Below are 22979 nucleotides of genomic sequence, written 5' to 3'. Positions count from 1 at the left end.
GCGGATGCCGGCCCGCCGATACGCTGGGGGAGTGAGCAACGGACGCGACGACGACGCGCTGAGCTGGGATGGCGACGACGACCCGACGCTCGAGGCCCGCGCCCAGACCGCTGCAACTCCCGAACGGCGAAGCGATGAGCCTGACCTTCCGCCGGGGTTCACCCCCGTCGGACGGGGGAGCCGGCCGAGGCCCGCGCGGGGGTCGCGGCCGAAGAACCCGCCCCCCGCGGCGGCGCCGGCCCCGCTCGGCAACGCGGGGCTCGTGGGCGTCGGGATGGTCGCCGCCGCGTTCATCCTGTTCTCCGTGGGCTGGCTCATCGTCAGCTTCCGCCTGCGGGGAGTTGCGGGACTGCCCGTGCCGGAGGCGGCTCTCGTGGTCATCACCCTGGCCGCCGCTGCCGCGCCCCTGATCTGGTTCGCGGCCGTGTTCGCCCTCACCCGCCGCGCGAAGACCTGGGTGCGGTTCGCCTGGCTCCTCGCCGGGGTCGTGCTGCTCGTACCCTGGCCCTTCCTCGCCACCGGAGCCCTCGGATGACCGCCGACACCACACGCCCGGCCCGCGCACAGCCCGCGTGGGGCACGGTGGCGATCGCCGGGCTGTTCGGGCTGTTCTACGCCTACCTGGTGTGGAGCGCCGTCGACCTCCTCGTCCGCCAGGCAACCGGACCCCTGGGCCTCAACGGCTGGGGCTGGTTCGTCCAGATCCTCCCCATCGTGTTCCCGCTGGTCGCGTTCGGCGTCGCCTTCGCCCTGGGCTGGCGGCGCAGGGCGTGGGAGTTCGCACTGACCCTCCTGGCGGGGCTGGCCGTGGCGGCGGCGTTCTGGGTGAACATCCTCGCCTACGCGGTGACCTCCTTCGCGCTCTATGGCGGCTGACCCGCGGGCCGTCACACGGTCTCGGGCACTTCGGCGCCCGCGCTAGGCTGGCTGAGGCCTCGCCACGCCTCCCGAGGCGGGGGATCCCGGCGGCGCGGCTCCTCTGCCCGCGCGCCCGAAGGAATTGCCCTGTGACGAAGCCCGTCGTGCTCATCGCCGAAGAACTCTCGCCCGCGACCCTCGACGCACTCGGTCCCGACTTCGACGTGCGACACGTCGACGGCACCGACCGCTCGGCGCTGCTCGCCGCGCTCGTCGACGCGAACGCCATCCTCGTCCGCTCGGCGACGAAGGTGGATGCCGAAGCGATCGCCGCAGCTCCCGTGCTCAAGGTCGTGGCCCGCGCCGGCGTCGGACTCGACAACGTCGACATCAAGGCCGCGACGACCGCCGGTGTCATGGTGGTCAACGCTCCCACCTCGAACATCGTCTCGGCCGCCGAGCTCACGATCGGCCACATCCTGAGCCTTGCCCGCCGCATCCCGGCCGCCCACGCATCGCTGGCGGAGGGGAAATGGAAGCGCAGCGCCTTCACGGGCACCGAGCTGTTCGAGAAGACCGTCGGAATCGTGGGCCTCGGCCGCATCGGAGCGCTCATCGCCGCGCGCCTGCAGGCGTTCGACATGCGCGTGATCGCGTACGACCCCTACGTCACGAGCGCCCGCGCCCAGCAGCTGGGTGTGCAGCTGGTCACGCTCGACGAGCTGCTCGAGCAGGTCGACTTCCTCACCATCCACATGCCCAAGACCCCCGAGACCACCGGCATGATCGGCATCGATGAGATGCGCCGGATGAAGCGGAGCGCCTTCGTCGTGAACGTCGCCCGTGGTGGCCTGATCGACGAGGACGCGCTCTACAAGGCGCTCACGACCCACGAGATCGCCGGCGCCGGGCTGGATGTGTTCAGCACCGAGCCGCCCGCCGAAGACGGCCCCGCGCGCCGGCTGCTCGACCTCCCCAACGTCGTCGTCACCCCGCACCTGGGGGCCAGCACCGAGGAGGCGCAGGAGAAGGCCGGCGTCTCGGTCGCCCGGTCGGTGCGGCTGGCGCTCGGCGGGGAACTCGTCCCCGACGCGGTGAACGTCGCCGGTGGCGTGATCGACCCCTACGTGCGCCCCGGCATCGCGCTGGTGGAGAAGCTCGGCCAGATCTTCGCCTCCCTCGCCCACAGCCCGCTGACGAGCCTCGACGTCGAGGTGCACGGCGAACTCAGCCAGTACGACGTGAGCGTGCTCAAGCTCGCCGCGCTCAAGGGCGTGTTCACCAACATCGTCAGCGAGACCGTGTCCTACGTGAACGCGCCGCTGCTGGCCGAGCAGCGCGGCGTCGACGCGCGCCTCCTGGTGGACGAGGTCAGCGACGAGTACCGCAACGTCATCACGCTCCGGGGCGCTCTGGCCGACGGATCGCAGCTGTCGGTGTCGGGAACGCTCACCGGCACGAAGCAGATCGAGAAGCTCGTCGGCATCAACGGGTACGCCGTCGAGCTGCCGATCGAGAAGCACCACATCGTGATGCTGTACACCGACCGCCCCGGCATCGTCGCGGTGTACGGGCAGCGCTTCGGCGAGGCCGGGATCAACATCGCCGGGATGCAGATCGCCCGGCAGGCCGCGGGCGGCCAGGCGTTGTCGGTGGTCACCGTGGACTCGCCGGTGCCCGACGACCTGCTCGAGCGCGTCCGCGCCGACATCGACGCCGCACTCTTCCGTCAGATCGAGATCACCGAGTCCTGACGCCGGTCACGCGTCGGGCCGCGTCGCGTCGCGCACGAGGTCGATGAGCGCGTCCAGCGCGGCGCCGGAGGGCACCGGCCCCGGGACGGACCCCACGGCGAGGGCGTTGTTGAAGTAGAGCCCGTCGCTGACGAGCAGCACCAGCTGCAATGCGGTCTCGTCGCGGGTGTCGGGTCGGATCGCGTCCTCCCACAGCTCGCGGACGCGGCGGAGCGCCGCGATCGCGGGCGCGCTGCCGTTCTGCGCGAGGCGCGAGGCGGCGACGATCGCGTTGTCGAGCGGCGTGCCGGTGTGCAGCGACGTGCGCATGAAGGCCGCGGCTGCACCTTCCGGCGACTCCTTGATGCGGCCGATGTCGTCGGCGGCCAGCGCCTCCAGTCGTTCGAGCAGTCCCGCTTCCAGTGCCTCCTTGGAGGCGAAGTGATAGAGGAGCCCACCCTTGGACACCCCCGCTGCGCGCGCGGTGGCATCCATCGTCGCGGCGCGCTCGCCGTCGTCGGCAAGGATGCCCGCGAACGCGTCGAGGACGCTTTCGCGGGCGCGGGGTGGGCGGCTCATGGTCCGATCGTATCCGGGGGTGAGGAGCAGGGACACGTGTTACTATACCGGCTGGACGGTTTAGTTAGGCCCCGCGCACCCATGCTTCAGATGACACATCCCACCTCGAACGTACCCATCGTCCGCGCCGATTGGCGCGGGTGGGTGTCGCTGGTGGTCCTGATGCTGCCCGTGCTCCTGGTGTCGGTCGACAACACCGTGCTGAGCTTCGCACTGCCGGCGATCGCCCTCGACCTCGCGCCCACCAGCATCGAGCAGCTGTGGATCATCGACGCCTACCCGCTCGTGCTCGCCGGCCTGCTCGTGACGATGGGAACCCTCGGCGACCGGTTCGGGCGTCGGCGGATGCTGCTGCTGGGAGCCACCGGGTTCGGAGTCGTCTCCGCGCTGGCCGCCTTCGCCCCCACGGCCGCGCTCCTCATCACGGCACGGGCGCTCCTGGGCGTCTTCGGGGCGATGCTGATGCCCTCGACGCTGTCGCTTCTGCGGACGATCTTCCGCGACCGCGATCAGCGGCGGATCGCCATCGCCATCTGGGCGACGGGGTTCTCGGCAGGCTCGGCGCTCGGCCCCATCGTCGGCGGGCTCCTGCTCGAGCACTTCACGTGGGGGTCGGTGTTCCTGCTGGCCGTCCCCGTGCTCATCCCTCTTCTCATCCTCGCTCCGCTGCTCGTTCCCGAGAGCCGCGACCCCAGCCCCGGCCGCATCGACCCGGTCAGCATCCTGCTGTCGCTGGGAACGATGGTCCCGATCGTCTACGGCATCAAGGAACTCGCCGTGCACGGACCGGTGAGCCTCGCGCCGTGGATGTTCGCGCTCGGCGCGGTCTTCGGGGTCCTCTTCGTCCGCCGGCAGCTGCGCCTGGAGACGCCGATGCTGGATATGAGCCTGTTCCGGCAGGGCAGCTTCTCGGGCGCCATCCTCGCCAATCTCCTGAGCGTCGTGGGCCTGGTCGGCTTCCTGTACTTCGTCGCCCAGCACCTGCAGCTGGTCGTCGGGCTCTCGCCCCTGGACGCGGGACTCGCGCTCGTCCCGGGGCTCGCCGCGATGATCGTGTCGGGTCTCCTCGTCGTTCCGATCGCCAAGCGCTACCCACCACGCATCGTGGTGCCCGTCGCCCTCCTGTTCGCGGTGGCCGCCTACCTCGTGGTGGCCTTCGCCACGGGCCACCTGCCGGCCCTCATCGGCGCTTTCGTGGCGCTGGGCATCGGGATCGGTGCGGCCGAGACCGTATCGAACGAGCTCATCCTCTCCAGCGCTCCCTCGGCGAAGGCCGGTGCCGCCAGCGCGGTGTCCGAGACGGCGTACGAACTCGGCGCGGTGCTCGGCACCGCGGTGCTCGGCGGCATCCTCACCGCGATGTACCGCGTGCAGCTCGTCATCCCGGAGGGCGTCCCGGAGGCAGCGGCGGATGCGGCGCGCGAGACACTTGCCGGTGCCGTTGCGGCGGCCGGATCGCTGCCGCCGGAACTCGGTGCGGCGCTGCACGACGCGGCGTCCCACGCATTCGACTCCGGAGTGGTCGTCACGGCCCTCATCGGCGCGGGGCTCATCGTCGTGGCCGGGGTGATCGCGGCCGCTAGCCTGGGGGGAACCCGAGGCGCGAAGACCTGACGCGCCCTTCCTTGCAAGGAGAAGCATGTCGCGCGTCGTGAAGCTCGCCGTCATCCCTGGTGACGGCATCGGCCCCGAGGTCATACACGAGGCCGTGAAGGTGCTCGACGCCGTCACCGCCGGCGGCGACGTCACCTTCGAGCGCACGCCGTTCTGGCTCGGCGCCGGTCGCTACCTCGAGACCGGTGACACCCTGACCGACGACGACCTCGCCGCCATCCGCGCGCATGACGCGATCCTCCTCGGCGCGGTCGGCGGCGTGCCGGGTGACCCGCGGCTCAAGGACGCCAACATCGAGCGCGGTCTGCTTCTCACGCTGCGCTTCGAGCTCGACCACTACGTGAATCTGCGTCCCTCCACGCTCTACCCCGGTGCGCCCGGCCCCCTCGCCGAGCCGGGCGACATCGACTTCGTCGTCGTCCGTGAGGGCACCGAAGGGCCCTACGTCGGCAATGGCGGATCCATCCGCCGCGGCACCCCGCACGAGATCGCCAACGAGACATCCGTCAACACCGCCTTCGGGGTGGAGCGCGTCGTGCGCTACGCGTTCGACCTCGCCGAGCGGCGCCGGCAGAAGCTCACGCTCGTGCACAAGACCAACGTGCTCGTCCACGCCGGTGGCATCTGGAAACGCATCGTGGATGCCGTCGCGGCGGAGCATCCCGGCGTGGCCGTGGACTACCTGCACGTCGACGCGGCGACGATCTTCCTGGTCACGAACCCGGGCCGCTTCGACGTGATCGTCACCGACAACCTCTTCGGCGACATCCTCACCGACTTGGCCGGCGCGGTGACCGGTGGCATCGGCCTCGCCGCCTCGGGCAACATCAACCCCGATGGCGACTTCCCGTCGATGTTCGAGCCCGTCCACGGGTCGGCGCCCGACATCGCCGGGCAGCAGAAGGCCGACCCCACCGCCGCCATCCTGTCCGTCTCGCTCCTGCTCGATCACCTCGGGCTGCGTGCGGAGGCCGACCGCATCACCTCCGCGGTCGAGGAGGACATCGCCTCCCGGGGTGGCACCGCCCGCACCACCACCCAGATCGGGGACGCGATCCTCGCCCGGCTCCAGGCGTAGTCTGGATCCGCGCGAGCACTGCCGCCCTGCTCCCCGACCCGCCAGGACCAACATGACTCTCATCGACAGCGACCCCGACACCGGACTCGAGCCCCTCGACTTCGCCGTCACCCGAAACCTTGCCGCGAAATCTCCGGCCCAGCGCGAGGAGATCCTCGCAAGCCCCGGCTTCGGCACGTACTTCACCGACCACATGGTCGACATCTGCTGGTCGGTGCGCGGCGGATGGCACCGCCCCCGCGTCTCGCCGTACGGGCCGATCTCCCTCGACCCCGCCGCGGCCGTGCTGCACTACGGGCAGGAGGTCTTCGAGGGCATCAAGGCCTACCGTCACGCCGACGGATCGATCCACACCTTCCGGCCCGACCAGAACGCGCGGCGGATGCAGCGCAGTGCCCGGCGCCTCGCGCTCCCGGAGCTGCCGGCGACGTATTTCCTGCAGTCGCTGCGAGAGCTCGTCGCCGTGGACGGGTCGTGGGTGCCCTCCGGCGAGGACCAGAGCCTGTACCTGCGGCCCTTCATGTTCGCCAAGGAGGCGTTCCTGGGCGTCCGACCGGCGAACAAGGTGGCGTACTACCTGATCGCGAGCCCCGCGGGCGCCTACTTCAAGGGCGGCGTGAAGCCCGTGTCGATCTGGTTGAGCGAGGACTACGCGCGCGCCGGCCGCGGCGGCACGGGGGCGGCCAAGACCGGCGGCAACTACGCCTCGAGCCTGCTGCCGCAGTCCGAGGCGTATGAGCACGAGTGCGACCAGGTGGTCTTCCTCGACGAGAAGCGCAACGTCGAAGAACTCGGCGGGATGAACGTGGTCTTCGTCTTCAAGGACGGCACGATCGTCACCCCCGAGTCGCCCAGCATCCTCGAGGGCATCACGCGCGACTCGCTCCTCCAGCTCGCGAAGGACCGCGGGCACAAGGTGCAGGGTCGGTCGGTCTCACTCGACGAGTGGCGTGAGGGCGTCGCATCCGGTGACATCACCGAGGTGTTCGCGTGCGGCACCGCCGCCGTGGTGACGCCGATCGGCGTGCTCAAGGGCCGGGACTTCATCGACGTGCAGCCCACCGGCACCCTCGCGCTGGAGCTGCGCCAGGAGCTGACGGACATCCAGTACGGCCGCATCGAAGACCGCCACGGCTGGCTCACGCGCCTCGACGCCTGACCCCTCGCCCCCGCCGAACCGCGAGAATCCGTGGGCGCTGGGCCGGACGGGCAGGGGGAAGGCGAGGTCGGTAGGCTGGGCGGGTGAAGATCGCGCGGTTCAGCCACCAGGACGCCATCCGCTACGGCATCGTCGATGACGACGACCTGGTGGTGCTCGCCGGTGATCCGATGTTCGCGGGGTTCGAGCCGACGGGGGAGCGGGTGCCGATCGGCGACACCGCGCTGCTGGCGCCGGTCATCCCGCGCTCCAAGGTCGTCTGCGTGGGTCGCAACTACGCCGACCACGCCGCCGAGCTCGGTAACGACGTGCCCGCCGAGCCGCTGCTGTTCCTCAAGCCCAACACGGCCGTCATCGGGACCGGCGATGTCATCGTGCGCCCCCCGCAGTCGCAGAACACGCACTTCGAGGGCGAGCTTGCCGCCGTCATCGGCCGCATCGCCAAGAACGTCCCGGCCGAGCGCGCCCTCGACTACGTCTTCGGGTACACCGTCGCCAACGACGTCACCGCTCGCGACCTGCAGCGCAGCGACGGTCAGTGGTCGCGGGCGAAGGGCTTCGACACGTTCTGCCCGCTGGGGCCCGTGATCGAAACCGAGTTCGACGCCGCATCCGCCACCGTCACGACCCGCCTCAACGGTGACGTGAAGCAGCAGGCGCCGCTGACCGACATGATCTTCTCGGTCGCCGACATCATCGCCTACGCCTCGGCCGCCTTCACGCTCCTCCCGGGCGACGTCATCCTCACCGGCACGCCGGCCGGCGTCGGCCCGTTCACCGCCGGCGACACCGTCGAGGTCGAGATCTCGGGCATCGGCGTGCTGCGCAATGCGGCACGCGATGCCTGAGACGGCGGTCCCCTCCACCGCCGACCTTCCCCGCATCCAACGCCGCACCGTCGCGGTGCTCGCCGCCGCGCAGGTTCTCGGGGGCGTGGCCTTCGGCGCAACGCTGTCGATCGGCGTCCTGCTGGCCGCCGACGTCTCGGGCGACGAGTCCCTCGCGGGTCTGGCCACCGCGGCCATCACCTTCGGTACCGCGCTCGTCGCGATTCCCCTGGCAGCTCTCGCACGGCGTCGGGGACGACGCCTGAGTCTGACGACAGGGATGCTGGTGGCCCTGGCCGGCGTCCTGCTGGTGTTCGCCGCCACGGCGGCCCGGGTCTTCCCGCTCCTGCTCGTCGCGTTCGCCCTCGTGGGGGCAGGCCAAGCGACGAACCTGCAGTCGCGGTTCGCCGCCACCGACCTCGCCCCCGACGCCTCCCGCGGGCGGGCGCTCTCGCTCGTGGTGTGGGCGACCACGATCGGGGTGGTGCTCGGGCCCAACCTGGTCGGACCGGGAGAGGAGCTGGGGGCCCTGCTCGGCCTGCCCCGACTCACGGGCCCCTACGTGTTCACGGTCGTCGCGCAGATCCTCGCCGTCGCGGTCTATCTGGTGGGGCTGCGGCCGGATCCGCTCCTCCTCGCCCAGAGGATCGCGGGCCGGGTCGCGGACGGTTCGCTTCCTGTCGCCGTCGCCCACCCCGACCGTCCGCGAGCAGCCCGGTTCGCGATCTTCGCGGTGGCCGCCGCCCACGCCGCGATGGTGGCGGTGATGGCCATGACGCCCGTGCACCTGATGCACCACGGAGCCACCCTGGCGATCATCGGACTCACCATCAGCCTGCACGTGGCCGGGATGTACGCGCTCTCCCCGGTGTTCGGCGTCCTCTCCGACCGCGTGGGCCGCGGAGCCACCATCCTCGTGGGCCAAGCCCTCCTGGCCGCGTCGCTGATCCTCGCCGCCCTGTCGCCGGACAGCATGACGGCCGTCACCGTGGCGCTGGTGCTCCTCGGGCTCGGGTGGAGCGCGACGACCGTTGCCGGTTCGGCCCTGCTGACCGAGGCGTCCGCCGAGGACGTGCGCACGCGGCGTCAGGGTGTCAGCGACTTCACGATGAGCCTCGTGGGCGCGGCCGGCGCCGTGCTCGCCGGCCTCGTCCTCGGGTGGATCGGATACGGCGGGCTGGCGCTGGCCGCACTGGTCGTCGTCGTGGCGGTGTGCGTCGGGTTGCCGCTCTCCCGGACCGCGCGAACGGCCGTCAACGACCCAGCGCGCTGATCGCCCGCTCCACGTCATCCGTGTCGTTGAAGAGGCGGAAGGCCACCCGGGCCCGGCCGCGGCGCCCCGAGGCGATGATCCGGGCGGTGGAGAGGCGAGCAAGGTCCGCGCCGTCGGCATCGGGCCACGTCACGATCGCGGACTCCCGGGCCGGCGCGGGAAGGTCGAGGCCGCTCCGGAACACCGCCGCCAGTCCCACGGTGTGACCCGCACAGGATGTCCGCGCCGTCGGGCACGGAGGCGGCGACCATCGACACCGCGACCGAGGTCTGCGACGCGAGGGCCACGTCGTCCGGGCGCACCCGCACGACCCGGACGTAGGCGGCCCGGGCACGCTCTGTCGCTGCGGATGCGGCGGCCACGTCGGGGTGCCCGGACGCCCCCCGCTCGAGGTCGGACCGCACGGCCTCGACGGTGCCTCGCGGGGGGAGGCCCGTCGTGCACGCGGCGAGGTAGTCCCGTCCTCCGGCGAACTCGGCCTGCGCGCGGGCGAGGGGGTGCCACTCTGAAGCTCATAGCGGAGGTCCTGGCGGCCCGGGGCGCCGGACTCGGCGGCGACTAGGATCGGTGGGATGCCTGCCACACCCGATCCCCGTACCTCCACCGCCTCCGGCGCCGACGTCCGCGTCCGCTTCTGCCCGTCCCCCACGGGGCTGCCGCACGTCGGACTCATCCGCACGGCCCTGTTCAACTGGGCGTACGCGCGGCACAACGGCGGCAAGCTCATCTTCCGGATCGAGGACACCGATGCGGCGCGCGACAGCGAGGAGAGCTATCAGCAGCTCCTCGATGCGCTGCGCTGGCTGCGCATCGACTGGGACGAGGGAGTCGAGGTCGGCGGTCCGCACGCCCCGTACCGGCAGTCGCAGCGGCACGACATCTACCGCGACGTGCTGGCGAAGCTCGTGGCATCCGGCGCGGTGTACGAGAGCTACTCCACCGCCGAGGAGATCGACGCGCGCAACGAGGCGAACGGCCGGGCCAAGCAGCTGGGCTACGACAACTACGACCGGACGCTCACCGACGAGCAGAAGGCCGCGTTCCGGGCCGAGGGCCGCGAGCCGGCCTGGCGCCTCCGGGTGCCCGACGAAGACCTCACCTATGTCGACCTCATCCGGGGCGAGGTGACGTTCCCCGCCGGCACGTTCCCCGACTTCGTGATCGTGCGGGCCGGGGGAGTGCCGCTCTACACCTTCGTGAATCCGGTGGATGACGCGCTCATGGGCATCACGCACGTGATCCGCGGTGAAGACCTCATGCCCTCGACCGCGCGCCAGCTCGCGCTGTACGGCGCGCTCATCGACGCGGGTGTCACCCAGGTCATCCCGCGGTTCGGCCACATGCCGCTCGTGCTGGGGGAGACCGGCAACAAGAAGCTGTCCAAGCGCGACCCCAAGGCCGACCTGTTCCTTCAGCGCGAGAAGGGCTTCGTCCACGAGGGGCTGCTGAACTACCTCGCCCTCCTGGGCTGGTCGATCGCGCCGGACCGCGACGTCTTCTCGCTCGAAGAGCTCGTCGCCGCCTTCGACATCGCCGACGTCAACCCGAACCCGGCGCGGTTCGACCAGACCAAGGCCGAGTCGATCAACGGCGACCACATCCGGATGCTGGAGCCCGCTGATTTCGCGGAGCGCATCGTGCACTACCTGGCTGAGGCGGGTCTCGTGCAGGTTCCGCCCACGCCCGACCAGCAGGCGCTCATCGACGCCGCCGCGCCCCTCGTGCAGGAGCGCGTCCAGCTGCTCGGACAGGTGCCCGGCATGCTGGGATTCCTCTTCGTCGACGACGTCTCCTACGAAGAGGACGCCCTCAAGTCGCTGCCCGCGAACGCTGCAGAGGTGCTCGTCGCCTCCGTCGGTGCACTCGAGCTCGTTCCCGAGGCGGAGTTCACCGCCGCCGCCGTGCAGCAGGCACTGTCCACCGCGCTAGTCGAGGAACTGGGGCTCAAGCCGCGCGTCGCCTTCGGCCCGCCGCGGGTGGCGCTCACCGGCCGTCGCGTGTCGCCGCCCCTGTTCGAGTCGATGGAACTCCTCGGCAAGGCGGCCAGCATCCGGCGCCTGGACGCCCTGGTCCGGCACCTCGGGAGGTAGCCGCCGGTTTGGCGAGGGTCCCGCGGTCGTCTAGACTGGATCGTCGGCACGGCTTCGGTTGTGACCCGGTGGGGTATGGTGTAATTGGCAACACGGCGGTTTCTGGTACCGTTGTTCTTGGTTCGAGTCCAGGTACCCCAGCAAGATTCTCTGTGCGAGCGGCGCTCCTCTGAACCCGCCCCGGCGAATCAGTCGAGGAACCACACGGTCCGGTCGGTACTGGCATGTGCTTCTCCGCGCCGCTGCCCCCGGTTGGCAGCTCTCGTCACCGACGAGTAGAGCGGCCACAGGTGCTCAGCCGTCGCCTGCCGCGCGGCGCGCACGTCCCGCGATGCGACGGCGCGGACGATGTCTTCGTGCGTGGCGCGGGAGCGCTCGGCGGAGGCGGGGATCGCCAGTGACATGCGGCGGAAGTCCCGTAGACCGGGCACGAGCATCGCGTAGAGCTTCGCGATGAGCGCATTGCGGCCACTGTCGATCAAAGCGACGTGGAACGCCTCGTCGGTCGTGATGAGGGTGTCGATACTGCGCGCCGCGATGTGCCGTGCCGACGCTTTTCGAAGCCGTGCGAGGTCGCCCGCGCTCGCCCGTTCGGCGGCGAGCCCGGCCGCCGTCGTCTCCAGGGACATGCGGGCCTCCAGCAGCTCCGTCACCTCGAACTCGTTCTCGATCGACCAGTGGACGAAGGCATGCACGGGTTCGAGACGGGTGCTTTCAACGACGAAGGTGCCCCGGCCCTTGCGGACTTCGAGCACACCCATCGCCCGCAATTTCTGAATGGCCTCTCGCAGAGAGGTGCGACCGACGCCCATCTGACGCGCCAGTTCGGTCTCCATCGGCAACTGCTCGCCGGGCTTCAGCTGGCCGTCCGCCACCGCCTCGAGCAGGCGATCGGCGATCATCTCCGGGAGGGCACGTCCGTCTCGCAACTGCCCGGTGGAGATCACGCGGCACATGCTACACCGGCCATCCGAAAGACCCGCATGACGTGGAATGCGCGAGCTGGCGGGGTGACGGCCGCCGCGTTACGACTGTGTAAAACCAACGGTGCCGACTTGCCAGATGTCTGACAACAGACCTATCTTCTGAGAGTCGGTGCGTGCCGGCGCTGCCCGGAGAGAGGCGAGACGTGCGATTCGGAATCTTCATGCCGACGACGAACGACGGCTACATCCTCTCCAGCGCCTCGCCGACCTTCCAGCCGACGTATGGGCTGAACCGATCGGTCGCCGTCGACGCGGAGGAGCGCGGATTCTCGTTCGTGCTCGCCATGACGAAGTTCCGCGGCTACGGCGATGGAAGCGGCTTCTGGGATTACAGCGTCGATCCGATCGGGCTGGTCGCGGGCTTGGTCGAAGCCACCACGACGCTCGAGCTGTGGGGCTCGATCGCCGCCCCCACGGTCCACCCGGCGATGGCCGCGCGGATGGCCGCCACGCTCGACGATGCCAGCGGCGGCAGGTTCTCCCTGAACATCGTGGCCGGGTGGAATCAGGCCGAGTACGCGCAGATGGGGCTGTGGCCGGAGAACTACCACCACGACCGCTACCGGTACGCCCGGGAGTACATCACCGTGCTCCGCGGTCTGTGGTCCGACGGCAGGATGACCTTGGACGGCGAATTCTTCCGTCTCGACGACTGCCTCGTCCAGCCCACCCCGGCGCACGGAGTGAAGGTGATCGTGCCGGGGCAGTCACGCAACTCACTGGACCTGTCGGCCCACCTGGCCGACATGAACTTCATCATGGGCGACCTCACCGCCGTCGGCGCTGCGCGCCGCGACCTCCTCGCCGCGGCGGCGGTCGCCGGCCGCACGGTAGACAGCGCCTCGCTGTACGGCGTGATCACCGCCGCGACGGATGACGAGGCTCTCGCGGAGGCCCACGAGTACATGCGGTACACCGATCATCACGCCGCCGGCGGGCTCAAGAACGCCGCCGCGACCGATAAGCAGGGCCATGCGGTCGGCCGCTTCGCGACGCAGCAGGAGATCGAGCAGATCGAGTTCGACCATCGCACCCGCGCGGCCGTCGTGCAGCGTCCGTGCTTCTTCCACCCGCACCTCGTGGGATCGTACGACCGTGTCGCGGCCTATCTGGACGCGCTCGAGGACGAGGCAGGGGTCTCCAACGCGGTGCTGTCGTTCCCCGACTTCCGCACCGGACCTGCCACGTTCATGAATCACGTCGTGCCCCGGATGGCGAATGCCCGGGCTGCCGCGCGGGTGGGGGGCTGACATGGATCGTTCGCTCATCATCGTCACGGAGCAGCTCACCGCGCTCGCGCTGCCGATCGTGGTCACCCACGGCGGGGTCGACATGGAGCCCTCCGACCCGACCTACCGTGCCCTGGAGAGCGCCGGCGCCGCGGCCCAGGATCAGCGATTCGACGGCGGCATCGAAGCAGCCCTCGCCGCCGTCGACGTGCTCGAAGACGACGCAGCCTTCAACTGCGGCTACGGGTCCGTGCTGACGCGCGCCGGCACCGTGGAGACCGATGGCGCCGTGTCATGCGGTGCGTCGGGAGCGGCCGTCGGCGTCGGCGCCGTGCCGGGGCTCCGTCATCCCGCCCGCCTCGCCTACCGCCTGATGCGTGAGGAGAACGCGGTCCTGCTGGTGGGTGGCCAGGCGGCCGAGTACGCGGCCGCGCTGGGGATGCCGGCGGACGATCTCGTGACGCAAGAGCAGCGCCTCGCGCTCGAGGCCTACACAGCCGATCCGACCCGCAGCGTCTTCACCGGCCGCGTCCCCAGCGAGACCGTCGGCTGCATCACGGTCGACGACGCAGGCCGGATCGCCAGCGCCTCCAGCACGGGTGGGTTGCTCGGGAAGCTCCCGGGACGGGTCGGTGACGCCTGCGTTGCCGGCGCGGGTTTCTGGACCGATGACCGGTTCGGCGTCCTCTGCTCGGGTTCGGGCGAGGCGGCGCTGGGCCGTGGCCTCGCACGGTCGGTGGCGGCGCAAGCGCGTGAGGTGGGACTCGCCGCCGCCGTGCAGCAGCAACTGGAGGCGATGATGACTTCTGGAACAACGACCTGCGCCATCGTCGCCGTCGACGCGGTCGACGGGCAGGTCGTCACCGCCCACAACGGCGCAAGCTTCCCGGTCGTGGTGCGCAGCGCCGGGGTCTCCGCCCGGCTCGGCAGAGCCGGGCGTCCCTCCGGAGGCGATCGATGAGCGCCACACGGACAGCCCCGTCAGTGGCTGAGCGACTGGCCCCCGTGCGGCGCGGTGTCGAGGCGGCGCTGTCCGGCAAGGGGATCTTCATCGCGCTGGCGCTGATCTTGATCGTCGCGGCGATTCTTGCGCCCAACTTCTTCGCACCGGTGAACATCGGCAGCACGCTCCGGCGGGCCGCCATCCTCGGACTCCTCACGGTGGGCCAGATGCTCGTGCTGATGGTGCGCGGGGTCGACCTGTCGGTCGCAGCGATGGTGGGGATCACCGGTGTCGCCCTGACCAACACGCCCGACATCGGCACCGGGATCGCGTTCGCGCTGGGCATCGCGATCGTGGTCGGCAGCGCCAACTCCTGGCTCGTCGTGCGGCGGGGGGTTCCTGCGTTCGTGGCGACATTCGGCATGGTCATGGTTCTCGAGGGCGCGAAGCTGCTGTGGACGCGAGGGGCGCTGAGCGGAGAATCCCCTCAGGGGCTGATCGATTTCGCCCGCGGTTCGCTCGGCCCGGTGCCGATGATCTTCCTCATCTGGATCATCGTGTCCGTCCTCGCGGCCTTCTGGACGAGCAGGACGGCATCCGGCCGCGACCTCGTCTTCTCCGGGGCGAGCCCCCGGATGGCGGCCCTCTCCGGAGTCGCTGTCGGCAGGCTGCAGTGGCTGGCCTTCACGTTGGCGGCCGTTCTGGCGGTCGTCGCCGGCGCCCTGCAGACCGGGTTCAGCGGGTACATCGACCGCAACATCGGCGTGGGGATGGAGCTGGACTCCATCACCGCCGCTCTCCTCGGCGGAGCGAGGTTCAAGGGGGGCGAAGGGTCATTCGTCGCAGCGCTGGGCGGCGTGCTGGTGCTCAGCGCGCTGTTCACCCTCATCGTCGTGCTCGGCCTCCCGCCCGCACTCCAGAACGTCCTCAAGGGCGTAGTGCTGATCCTCGCCCTCACGCTCCACCTCCCCGAGCGCCGCCGATGAAACGGCGCTCTGCGAGCCGGCGACCTCGTTGCCCCTTCCCCCTGCACCACTCGGAGAGTCGCCCGGCTCTCTTGATCACGAGGAGATACTCATGACAGACATGCGATGGACGGCCGCTCGAAAGTGGCTGGCGATAACCGCGATCGGGGCGACGGCTCTGGGACTGGGGGGCTGCAACGCCCAGCAGGCACCGGCCGAACCCGCCGACGCCGTGGAGTTCGAGATGGACGAGAACGGTCGTCCCGTGCTCGAGGACGCCTACTCGGCGCAGGTGACTGCGGCTGCGGGGGTCACGGTGGACACGAGCGCCTTCGTCGCGGATGCTCCCTATGACATCGCCGCGGTGGTTCAGGGACCGACCAACGGTTGGGGCACCACCTTCGACGCCGTGATGAGAGACGCGTTCGAGAAGTCCGGCAAGGTCGGCAACCTGATGTACGTCCCGTGGGACTTCGTCACCGAGAACCAGGTGAAGGGCGTCGAGGACGCGATCGCCGCGGACGTCGACGCCATTCTGCTCACCTCGCTCTCCCGGGCGGGACTTGTCTCCGCCGTCGAGAGGGCGACTGAAGCAGGCATCCCCGTCGTCACGTGCCTCGCGGGTGTGCAGAGCGAGGCGTACACCGCCGAGGTCAGTCGCGACATCCCCATGATGGGATTCAGCACCGCCGACGAGATGGCCAAGCGGCTGGACGGCGAAGGCAAGGTCGTGATGCTGCACGGCATCGCCGGGGCCGACGCCGCCGAGTTCTGGAAGTCGGGGGCAGAAGCCGCGTTCTCGCAGTATCCCGGGATCGACATCGTGAGCGAGCAGTACGCCAACTGGTCGGCTGCCGAGGCGATGGACGTGATGCGCACGGTCATCGCGCAGACGCCGGACGTGGACGCGGTGTGGGTCGGTGGCCTGGAGATGGGACCCGCCGTGATCGAGGCCTATCAGGAGGCCGGTGTCGAGCTGCCGCTCATCGGCGGCACCAACCCGACCAACGGCTTCCTCCGGCTCGCCATCGAGGAGGACCTGGAGTTCTTCGTCGCGCCCTTCCCGGCCGCTGCCGCGCAGGAGTGCGTGAACACCGTATTCCAGGTTCTCGCGGGTGAGCCCGTGGCCAAGTACACCGACGTGATCGACGTCATGGAGGGCACGGCGCCGTACGACGAGTCGGAGGCGAAGACCTGGTACGAGCCGGACTTCAACGATGACTTCGTCGGCCCGAAGGTCGCCGACGACAGCGTCTACCTGGACGCCGGATTCGGCAAGTGATTCGTGGCGACCGGCGGGAGACCACCGTCTCCCGCCGGTCGCTCGGGAACGAGAGAACATGACCGGGACTGGACACGCCATCGAGTTGCGAGGCATCTCGAAGGCTTACGGCACTGTCCGCGCGCTGGACGACGTCTCGCTGCGGGTCGCGCCGGGTGAGGTGGCCGCCCTGATGGGTGAGAACGGGGCGGGGAAATCCACGCTCTTGAAAATCCTCACCGGCGTCGTTCGGCCGGACGCGGGCGAGATCCGCGTCTTCGGTCAGGAAGTGGACCCTCGCCGGCACTCGCCGAAGAACGCCCGCGACCTGGGCATCGCCATCGTCCACCAGGAGTTCTCCCTGATTCCCTCGCTGACGGTCGCCGAGAACATCTTCCTGGGGAGCGAGCGGCATCGGATGGGGGTTCTGGGGCGCGCGGAGATGAACGCCCGAAGTGCGGAACTCCTGGAGCGGGTGCACGCGAAGGTCTCGCCTCGTGCCCTGGTCGAGACGCTCGGCGTGGCAGAGGCCCAGCTGGTGGAGATCGCGAAGGCGTTGGCCAGTGACGTCACCGTGCTGGCGCTGGATGAACCGTCCGCCGTGCTCTCCGGCGAGGAGCTGGCCTCGCTCCTCCGTGTCATCCGCAAACTGGCCTCCGAGGGCGTCGCGGTGTTGTACGTGAGTCACCGCATCGAGGAGGTCTTCTCGCTCTGCACGACGTACGCGGTGCTGAAGGACGGCCGAAACAGCGGTGAGGGTGAACTCGCGGAAACGACCGCCGACGATCTGATCTCCATGATGGTCGGGCGCGAGATCACCCAGCTGTTCCCGACGGCGACGGTGTCGCCCGGCGCGCCCATCCTCGAGGCGCGGGGGCTGGAGATCGCGGGGCTGGCCGCACCGGTGGATCTGACCTTGCGCGCGGGCGAGATCGTCGGCGTCGCCGGGCTGCAGGGGTCGGGTCGGTCCCGTCTCGCACGGGGCCTCTTCGGCGACGTCCCCCTCGTCGGCGGCGACCTGCGGATCGGCGGAAAGCCGGTGTCGCTGCGCGGCGCGCGTGATGCGATGCGCGCCCGGGTGGCGTACCTCCCGGAAGACCGCAAGGGTGCGGGCCTGGCTCTCGGCAAGTCGGTCGCGCACAACGTGTCCATGCTTTCCTGGCGCCGGCTGCGCAACAGGTTCGGTGCGATCAGCAGGAAGCAGGAGGCCGTCCTCGTCGCGGCGGCCATCGAGCGCCTCTCGATCCGTACGGCCACGGACGGCCGTGCCGCGGTGGGTGAGCTCTCGGGCGGGAACCAGCAGAAGGTCGTGATCGCGAAGTGGTTGGAGCTGCTTCCCGACGTGATCCTCTTCGACGAACCCACCCGCGGCGTCGATGTGGGGGCGAAGGAGCAGATCTACAGCATCCTGCGAACGCTCGCGGACAGTGGGAAGGCGATCCTGCTCATCTCGTCGGAGCTCATCGAGGTGCTCGGGCTCTCCGATCGCATCCTGGTGATGGCCGATGGGGAGATCGTCGGTGAACTGTCCGCCGAAGGCACCGGAGAGGAAGACATCATGCGGCTGATCTCGGCCCACGGACCCGGTACGCAGGTGGCGTCATGAGGCGCTCGACACTGTCCGAACGGCTCGGCCGCGCCGCGGGCAACGGCGCCGTCGTGTGGGTGGTGGTGCTCGCGCTGGGCGTCGTCGCTCTCGTCTTCGCCGACCGCTTCGGCACGCCGAACAACCTCAACAGCGTGGCGCGGCAGGGTGCGGGGCTGAGCCTGGTGGCGCTGGCCCAGTTCCTCGCCGTCCTGATCGGGCGTGTGGACCTCTCGATCGCGGCCAACGCCAAACTCGCGTCCATCCTGGCGGCGATGGTCATGGGCGGCTCGGATGGGAACGTCGCTGCCGGAGTGGCCGTGGCGCTCCTCGCCGGGCTCGGTGTCGGCGCGCTGAACGCCCTGCTCGTGGTGCGGTTCAACGTGGAATCGTTCATCGCGACCCTCGCAACCGGGACGGTGCTGCAGGGTGTGGTGCTGTTCATCGCTCCCACCCCCACCGGCCAGGCGTCACCTGCGCTGACCGGCTTCTACAACGCGACGGTGGGCGGGGTCTACCTCATCGTCCTCCTCGTGATCCTGGTATGGGTCGCCGCGTGGTTCCTGCTGCGGCGAACCGTCTGGGGCGCCCGCGTGTACGCGGTCGGCGGCGACCCCACCGTCGCCGCGCTCAGTGGCGTGCGGGTGCGCACGGTGCAGACGTCCGCGCTGGTCGGCTCTGGTCTGCTCGGCGGGCTCGCCGGCCTGGTCTTCCTCGGGAGTACGGGAGTGGGCGACCCCAACGCGGCGAACGGACTGGAATTCATCACCCTCGCCATCGTCGTCATCGGCGGGGCGAGCCTGGCGGGCGGGCGCGGTCGCTTGATCGGTCTCCTGGGGGGTGTCGTGCTCTTCGCGCTCCTGGGAAACGTCTTCAACCTCATGCGGATCGAGGTCTGGTACCAGCAGCTCTTCCGCGGCCTGATCATCCTCTTCGCCGCGGCACTGTTCGCCAACAAGGTCGCCCATCCCCGTCGCCCCAGACGCCCGACCACAGTGAAAGAACCCGCACCGGCGGCGTGAGCCCACGGCTGCAGACCTCGAACAAGGAGAGACATCATGGCAATGACGAGCAACGACGGCCGGGGCATGACCCCCGACGAGCTCAGCGAGTTCCTCACCACGGGCCGCCGGTTCGCCAAGATCGCGACGGTGAACGAAGACGGCTACCCCACCGTGAGCCCGGTCTGGTACACGTGGGACGGAGCATCCTTTCTCATCGTCAGCAAGGAGCGGACCGGGATGGTGAAGAACCTCCGACGGGACCCGCGCTGCGGCATCCTGATCGACAACCCCGAGTTGCCGTACAAGCGCGTCAGCGCGAAGGCGGACGTGGAGTTCCTCGGTGAAGACTTCGATTACATCGAGCCGATGAAGGAAATGATCCTGCGCTATCTCGGGCCCGAGGGCATGGAGTACGGCGAGAGCACCTTCCAGTTCCCGCGGGTGCCGTTCCGCGTGCACCCGGTGAAGATGACGAGCTGGAACGGTGGCGGCTTCGACCGCACCTTCACGAAGGACACCGTCTGGACGGACGCGAAGTGATCTCCGACCGGCTCGCCGGTAAACGCATCCTTCTGACCGGCGGCGGCTCGGGAATCTGCCTCGCCATCGCCCAGCGTTTCGCGGCGGAGGGAGCGACCGTCTCGGTCAGCGACATCAATCCCGAGGCGCGGACCGTCGTCGAGGAGTCGGGAGCGCGGTTCTCCGTCGTGGACGTGGCCGACCCGGCGGCGGTTCAGGAGTGGGTCGACGCCGAAGTCGACGCGCTCGGCGGCCTCGACGTGGTCGTGGCCGGGGCCGGGTACGAGCTCGTGGGAAAGGCGACGGAGATCTCCGTCGAGCAGTGGGATCACCACATGGCGGTCATGCTCCGTGGGCCGTTCGTCACGTTCAAGGCCGCACTGCCCCACGTCATCGACGGTGGGGGCGGCTCGCTGATCGCCCTGGGCTCTCAGCTCGCGTTCGCCGGGTTGACCGGCTTCACGTCGTATGTGCCCGCCAAGCACGGTGTGATCGGTCTCGTCCGGGTGCTGGCGATCGATTATGCCGAGCACGGCATTCGCGTGAACGCCCTCTGCCCCGGTCCGACCGACACGCCGCTCATCCGGCGACAGCTCGTGGGCGTCCCGAACCCCGAGGAGCTGTTGGCCACGTGGGAGGGCGACACCCTTCTGAACCGTCTCGGTCGTCCGGAAGAGATCGCCGCCGGCGCCGTCTTCCTCGCCAGCGACGAGTCCAGCTTCATGACGGGCTCCTCACTCATGATCGACGGCGGGTACACGGTTCGATGACCTACCCCGCAGGCGCGCCCACCGATCCAGAACGTCGCCACGGTCTCGTGCCGGACGGCCAGACCCGAGCGGGAGCAGAGACATGATCATCGACTTCCACACGCACGTCGATGAAGCACCCGCGTTCGGCTGGGTCGATCCGCCAGAGAAGATCGTCGGGCTGCTCGATGAGGCGGGCATCGACCGTGCGGTGATCATGACCTACACCGATCTCCCCGGCTCAAACCCCGATGCGCTCGACTACATCACCGATGCCGCGCGGCGATACCCGGATCGTCTCGTGCCCTTCGTGCGGGTGAACCCGAACTTCCAGGAGGAGATGCCCGGCCTCATCGCGCAGGCCGTTGTCGCGGGAGTCCGGGGGATCAAGACGCATCCCACCACGACCCTGGCGCATCCCGCCGGTGAGGCGACGATCGCGCTGCTCCGCATCGCCGCCGGCGCGGGACTGCCCGTGCTGTTCCACTGCGGAGACGACCCGTACACCACTCCGCAGGCTCTCGGGCTCGCCGCCGCCGCGGTTCCGGAGTGCGTCGTCGTCTTCGGCCACATGGGCGGCTACTTCCACGTGCGCGACGCCATCGCGACGGCGGAGCGGCTTCCGAACGTCGTCCTGGAGACCTCCGCGATGCCGCACCCCGAACTCATCGAGGTCGCCGTCGCCGCGGTGGGCGCAGAGCGGGTGGTGTTCGGCAGCGACGGGCCGGGGTGCAACCCGGCGCTGGAAGTGGCGAAGATCCGCCGTCTCGGGCTCACCCCAGAGGTGGAGAGCGCGATCCTGGGTGGAAACGCCGCCCGGCTACTCGGTCTGGAGACAGCACGATGATCGACGCCTTGGTGATCATCGGCGACAACCTGTTCGGTCCGTCGCTCGACGTCGCACGGTGCCTCGACGAAGCGGTGGCAGCCGGGGTCGAAGCGGTCATCGCGGCGCCCGCACGCGGCCGCGATTACGCACTGCCACCCGCCAACGACAGGCTCCACCGGTCGGCCGCCGGGGACGCCCGCATCCATCGGCTCGCCCGGGTGGACCCCAACCAGGGTGCGCAGGCGCTGCAGGAGCTCCGCCGCGGCGCGGAAGAGCTCGGCTGCGTCGGCGTCTATCTCGATCCGGACCAAGAGGTGTTCCGCATCCAGGACGCCCAGCCCGTCGTGGCGCTGGCGGCTGAGCTCGGACTGCCTGTCGTGATCGTCGCCGGAGTGACGAACCGATCCGAACCGCTTCAGGTGCTCGACCTCGCGCGCGCGGTACCCGACGCCCAGCTGGTGCTCACCTCCGGCGGCCAGATCAACATCTCCGGGTTGAGCATGGTTGACGCCTGGGCGGCACTTCGAGGGGCCCCGAACATCTCCGTGCTTTCGAACGGGGAGTACCGGCAGGACTTCCTCGAGCAGATCGTCAGCGAGCTCGGACCCGAGCGGCTGCTCTTCGCCTCCTTCGCGCCCGCCTACGACCAGGCATTCGAAGTTGCGCGGATCCGCAACATGAAGATCGCTCCGCACGAGAGGGTGCTCGTCGAGGAGGACAACGCCGTCCGCGTGTTCCGCCTCCCGGCAGCCTCCGCACGCATCAGCAGGCACGCGCGGGATCACTGAGCGGGATGGGGTGCGCAGGCGCGCGTCATCCGGGCAGGTAGCCGCGATCCGCGCGGCGACCATAATGAAGCATGGACGCGACGGCGCTGGGTCCTGAGGAATCTCGGGAACTCGCGGCCCTGCGCCGCCGGGCCTATGGCCCTGACCCCGATATCGTCTCCGATCCGGCGGCGGTGGCACGGCTCGAGGCGCTCGAACGGGCGTCGCACCACCGGATGCTGCAGGACGGGGGGCCGGCTCCTTCGCCGCCGGACCGGCCGCCTGCCCCCGCGGCTCCCGCACCGGATGACCGGTCGGCCGGGGAGCCCGATGTCGTGAGGGCTGGCGCGCCCGGCGGCGCCGACGGCGGTGACGCTTCGGATGAGCTCCCGCCCGATGACCCGGCGGGCCAGGAGCGGCCGCTCACGGGCGCGCTTCTTCTCCGCGCGCGGGCGCTGCTTCGGCGACGCTGGGTCGGCGGGGCCGCGGCGATCGTGCTCGTGACATGCCTGGTGTGGGGTGTCACGCAACTGTCGGCACCCCGCTCCGACAGCAGCCTCGGCCGCATCCCGGCGGGCGAGGAGGGCGAGCGGATCGCGCAGCAGGGATTCCTGGATGCCGCGGATGTCACCGTCCAGGAGGTGCAACGCTTCGAGGCGTACGAGCAGCTTCAGATCTGGCTGGTGCTGGCGACGACGGGGGAGCGGTGCCTCGTCATCGAGGCGGAGCGGTACGGCACCCTGGGGGTCAACTGCACGCCCGCCGGGCTCGACCCCCTCATCGATCTGCGGATCTGGCGCGGCATGCGCGCGAACGTGTTCGGCGACCTGCCGGCGAACACGTTCCTCCGCTTCGTGCACAACGGCGATCGCGTGCACGTGTGGGTCCGCGCGCCGGCACAGGGGAGCTGAGCCGCTCCCTGCGCCGAGAG

At 69.9% G+C, this 22979-nt stretch carries 23 protein-coding genes and 1 tRNA gene; 21 read left to right on the top strand and 3 right to left on the bottom strand.

Annotated elements, in window-relative coordinates; all coding sequences use genetic code 11:
- The first annotated feature begins 31 nt into the window (after window positions 1-31).
- The 3 genes from AC2DFQ_RS04750 to serA all read left to right on the top strand — a co-directional run bounded on the left by AC2DFQ_RS04750 (window position 32) and on the right by serA (window position 2612).
- On the top strand, window positions 32-535 hold the full coding sequence (locus tag AC2DFQ_RS04750) for a DNA polymerase III subunit gamma/tau (protein ID WP_484508985.1): 504 nt from the start codon (window positions 32-34) through the stop codon (window positions 533-535).
- A complete protein-coding gene (locus AC2DFQ_RS04745) occupies window positions 532-876 on the top strand; it encodes a bacitracin resistance protein (RefSeq protein WP_484533096.1) in 345 nt (114 codons plus the stop codon). The genes AC2DFQ_RS04750 and AC2DFQ_RS04745 overlap by 4 nt, the downstream gene beginning before the upstream one ends.
- A 131-nt stretch (window positions 877-1007) precedes the next feature.
- The gene (gene serA, locus AC2DFQ_RS04740) at window positions 1008-2612 is read left to right on the top strand and encodes a phosphoglycerate dehydrogenase (RefSeq protein ID WP_484508987.1); all 1605 of its coding nucleotides are present in this window, start codon (window positions 1008-1010) and stop codon (window positions 2610-2612) included.
- Between the two features lie 6 nt (window positions 2613-2618).
- Here the strand turns inward: serA and AC2DFQ_RS04735 are convergent, their stop codons facing one another.
- Window positions 2619-3170 (bottom strand): TetR/AcrR family transcriptional regulator, encoded by a 552-nt coding sequence (locus AC2DFQ_RS04735; protein ID WP_484533095.1) that lies wholly within the window; start codon window positions 3168-3170, stop codon window positions 2619-2621.
- 90 nt (window positions 3171-3260) lie between these two features.
- Between AC2DFQ_RS04735 and AC2DFQ_RS04730 the strand changes: the two genes are divergently transcribed.
- The 5 genes from AC2DFQ_RS04730 (at window position 3261) to AC2DFQ_RS04710 (ending at window position 9121) form a co-directional block, all read left to right on the top strand.
- On the top strand, window positions 3261-4784 hold the full coding sequence (locus AC2DFQ_RS04730) for an MFS transporter (RefSeq protein WP_484508989.1): 1524 nt from the start codon (window positions 3261-3263) through the stop codon (window positions 4782-4784).
- Between the two features lie 25 nt (window positions 4785-4809).
- Entirely contained in the window at window positions 4810-5862 is a 1053-nt protein-coding gene (locus AC2DFQ_RS04725; RefSeq protein ID WP_484533094.1) for a 3-isopropylmalate dehydrogenase, read from the top strand.
- Window positions 5863-5914: 52 nt separating this feature from the next.
- On the top strand, window positions 5915-7021 hold the full coding sequence (locus AC2DFQ_RS04720) for a branched-chain amino acid aminotransferase (protein WP_484533093.1): 1107 nt from the start codon (window positions 5915-5917) through the stop codon (window positions 7019-7021).
- 83 nt (window positions 7022-7104) lie between these two features.
- Window positions 7105-7869 carry a fumarylacetoacetate hydrolase family protein gene (locus AC2DFQ_RS04715; RefSeq protein WP_484508992.1) on the top strand — a complete coding sequence of 255 codons (765 nt, stop codon included), beginning with the start codon at window positions 7105-7107 and terminating at the stop codon, window positions 7867-7869.
- Window positions 7862-9121 carry an MFS transporter gene (locus AC2DFQ_RS04710; protein WP_484533092.1) on the top strand — a complete coding sequence of 420 codons (1260 nt, stop codon included), beginning with the start codon at window positions 7862-7864 and terminating at the stop codon, window positions 9119-9121. The genes AC2DFQ_RS04715 and AC2DFQ_RS04710 overlap by 8 nt, the downstream gene beginning before the upstream one ends.
- Here AC2DFQ_RS04710 and AC2DFQ_RS04705 read toward each other — a convergent pair.
- Window positions 9102-9320, bottom strand: coding sequence for a hypothetical protein (locus tag AC2DFQ_RS04705; protein ID WP_484533091.1), 219 nt, complete (start codon window positions 9318-9320; stop codon window positions 9102-9104). The genes AC2DFQ_RS04710 and AC2DFQ_RS04705 overlap by 20 nt on opposite strands.
- Before the next feature lie 373 nt (window positions 9321-9693).
- Between AC2DFQ_RS04705 and gltX the strand changes: the two genes are divergently transcribed.
- Window positions 9694-11211: a glutamate--tRNA ligase gene (gltX, locus tag AC2DFQ_RS04700; protein WP_484533090.1), complete on the top strand. Its 1518-nt coding sequence runs from the start codon at window positions 9694-9696 to the stop codon at window positions 11209-11211.
- A 69-nt stretch (window positions 11212-11280) separates the two neighbouring features.
- Window positions 11281-11352: transfer RNA gene (locus AC2DFQ_RS04695), tRNA-Gln, on the top strand.
- Window positions 11353-11399: 47 nt separating this feature from the next.
- On the opposite strand, the gene AC2DFQ_RS04690 is transcribed toward AC2DFQ_RS04695, so the two are convergent.
- On the bottom strand, window positions 11400-12158 hold the full coding sequence (locus tag AC2DFQ_RS04690; RefSeq protein WP_484508995.1) for a FadR/GntR family transcriptional regulator: 759 nt from the start codon (window positions 12156-12158) through the stop codon (window positions 11400-11402).
- Window positions 12159-12340: 182 nt separating this feature from the next.
- Here AC2DFQ_RS04690 and AC2DFQ_RS04685 point away from each other — a divergent pair, with 182 nt between their 5' ends.
- The 11 genes from AC2DFQ_RS04685 to AC2DFQ_RS04635 all read left to right on the top strand — a co-directional run bounded on the left by AC2DFQ_RS04685 (window position 12341) and on the right by AC2DFQ_RS04635 (window position 22959).
- On the top strand, window positions 12341-13447 hold the full coding sequence (locus AC2DFQ_RS04685; protein ID WP_484533089.1) for an LLM class flavin-dependent oxidoreductase: 1107 nt from the start codon (window positions 12341-12343) through the stop codon (window positions 13445-13447).
- A 1-nt stretch (window position 13448) separates the two neighbouring features.
- A complete protein-coding gene (locus tag AC2DFQ_RS04680; RefSeq protein WP_484533088.1) occupies window positions 13449-14387 on the top strand; it encodes an isoaspartyl peptidase/L-asparaginase in 939 nt (312 codons plus the stop codon).
- Window positions 14384-15355 carry an ABC transporter permease gene (locus tag AC2DFQ_RS04675; protein WP_484533087.1) on the top strand — a complete coding sequence of 324 codons (972 nt, stop codon included), beginning with the start codon at window positions 14384-14386 and terminating at the stop codon, window positions 15353-15355. The genes AC2DFQ_RS04680 and AC2DFQ_RS04675 overlap by 4 nt, the downstream gene beginning before the upstream one ends.
- Window positions 15356-15446: 91 nt before the next feature.
- Window positions 15447-16616, top strand: coding sequence for a substrate-binding domain-containing protein (locus AC2DFQ_RS04670; RefSeq protein ID WP_484533086.1), 1170 nt, complete (start codon window positions 15447-15449; stop codon window positions 16614-16616).
- Between the two features lie 58 nt (window positions 16617-16674).
- Window positions 16675-18201: a sugar ABC transporter ATP-binding protein gene (locus AC2DFQ_RS04665; RefSeq protein ID WP_484533085.1), complete on the top strand. Its 1527-nt coding sequence runs from the start codon at window positions 16675-16677 to the stop codon at window positions 18199-18201.
- Window positions 18198-19202: an ABC transporter permease gene (locus AC2DFQ_RS04660; protein WP_484509001.1), complete on the top strand. Its 1005-nt coding sequence runs from the start codon at window positions 18198-18200 to the stop codon at window positions 19200-19202. The genes AC2DFQ_RS04665 and AC2DFQ_RS04660 overlap by 4 nt, the downstream gene beginning before the upstream one ends.
- 36 nt (window positions 19203-19238) lie before the next feature.
- Window positions 19239-19724, top strand: a complete 486-nt coding sequence (locus AC2DFQ_RS04655) for a TIGR03618 family F420-dependent PPOX class oxidoreductase (protein ID WP_484509002.1) — start codon at window positions 19239-19241, stop codon at window positions 19722-19724.
- Window positions 19721-20473, top strand: coding sequence for an SDR family NAD(P)-dependent oxidoreductase (locus AC2DFQ_RS04650; RefSeq protein WP_484533084.1), 753 nt, complete (start codon window positions 19721-19723; stop codon window positions 20471-20473). The genes AC2DFQ_RS04655 and AC2DFQ_RS04650 overlap by 4 nt, the downstream gene beginning before the upstream one ends.
- An 82-nt stretch (window positions 20474-20555) precedes the next feature.
- The gene (locus tag AC2DFQ_RS04645; protein WP_484533083.1) at window positions 20556-21299 is read left to right on the top strand and encodes an amidohydrolase family protein; all 744 of its coding nucleotides are present in this window, start codon (window positions 20556-20558) and stop codon (window positions 21297-21299) included.
- Window positions 21296-22069 carry an amidohydrolase family protein gene (locus AC2DFQ_RS04640; protein WP_484533082.1) on the top strand — a complete coding sequence of 258 codons (774 nt, stop codon included), beginning with the start codon at window positions 21296-21298 and terminating at the stop codon, window positions 22067-22069. Before AC2DFQ_RS04645 ends, AC2DFQ_RS04640 begins: the two co-directional genes overlap by 4 nt.
- 71 nt (window positions 22070-22140) lie before the next feature.
- Window positions 22141-22959 (top strand): hypothetical protein, encoded by an 819-nt coding sequence (locus AC2DFQ_RS04635; RefSeq protein ID WP_484533081.1) that lies wholly within the window; start codon window positions 22141-22143, stop codon window positions 22957-22959.
- Window positions 22960-22979: the final 20 nt, after the last annotated feature.

It is taken from the genome of Microbacterium sp. Z11_20, assembly GCF_057197605.1.
This window is presented reverse-complemented; position numbering and strand designations above follow the sequence as displayed.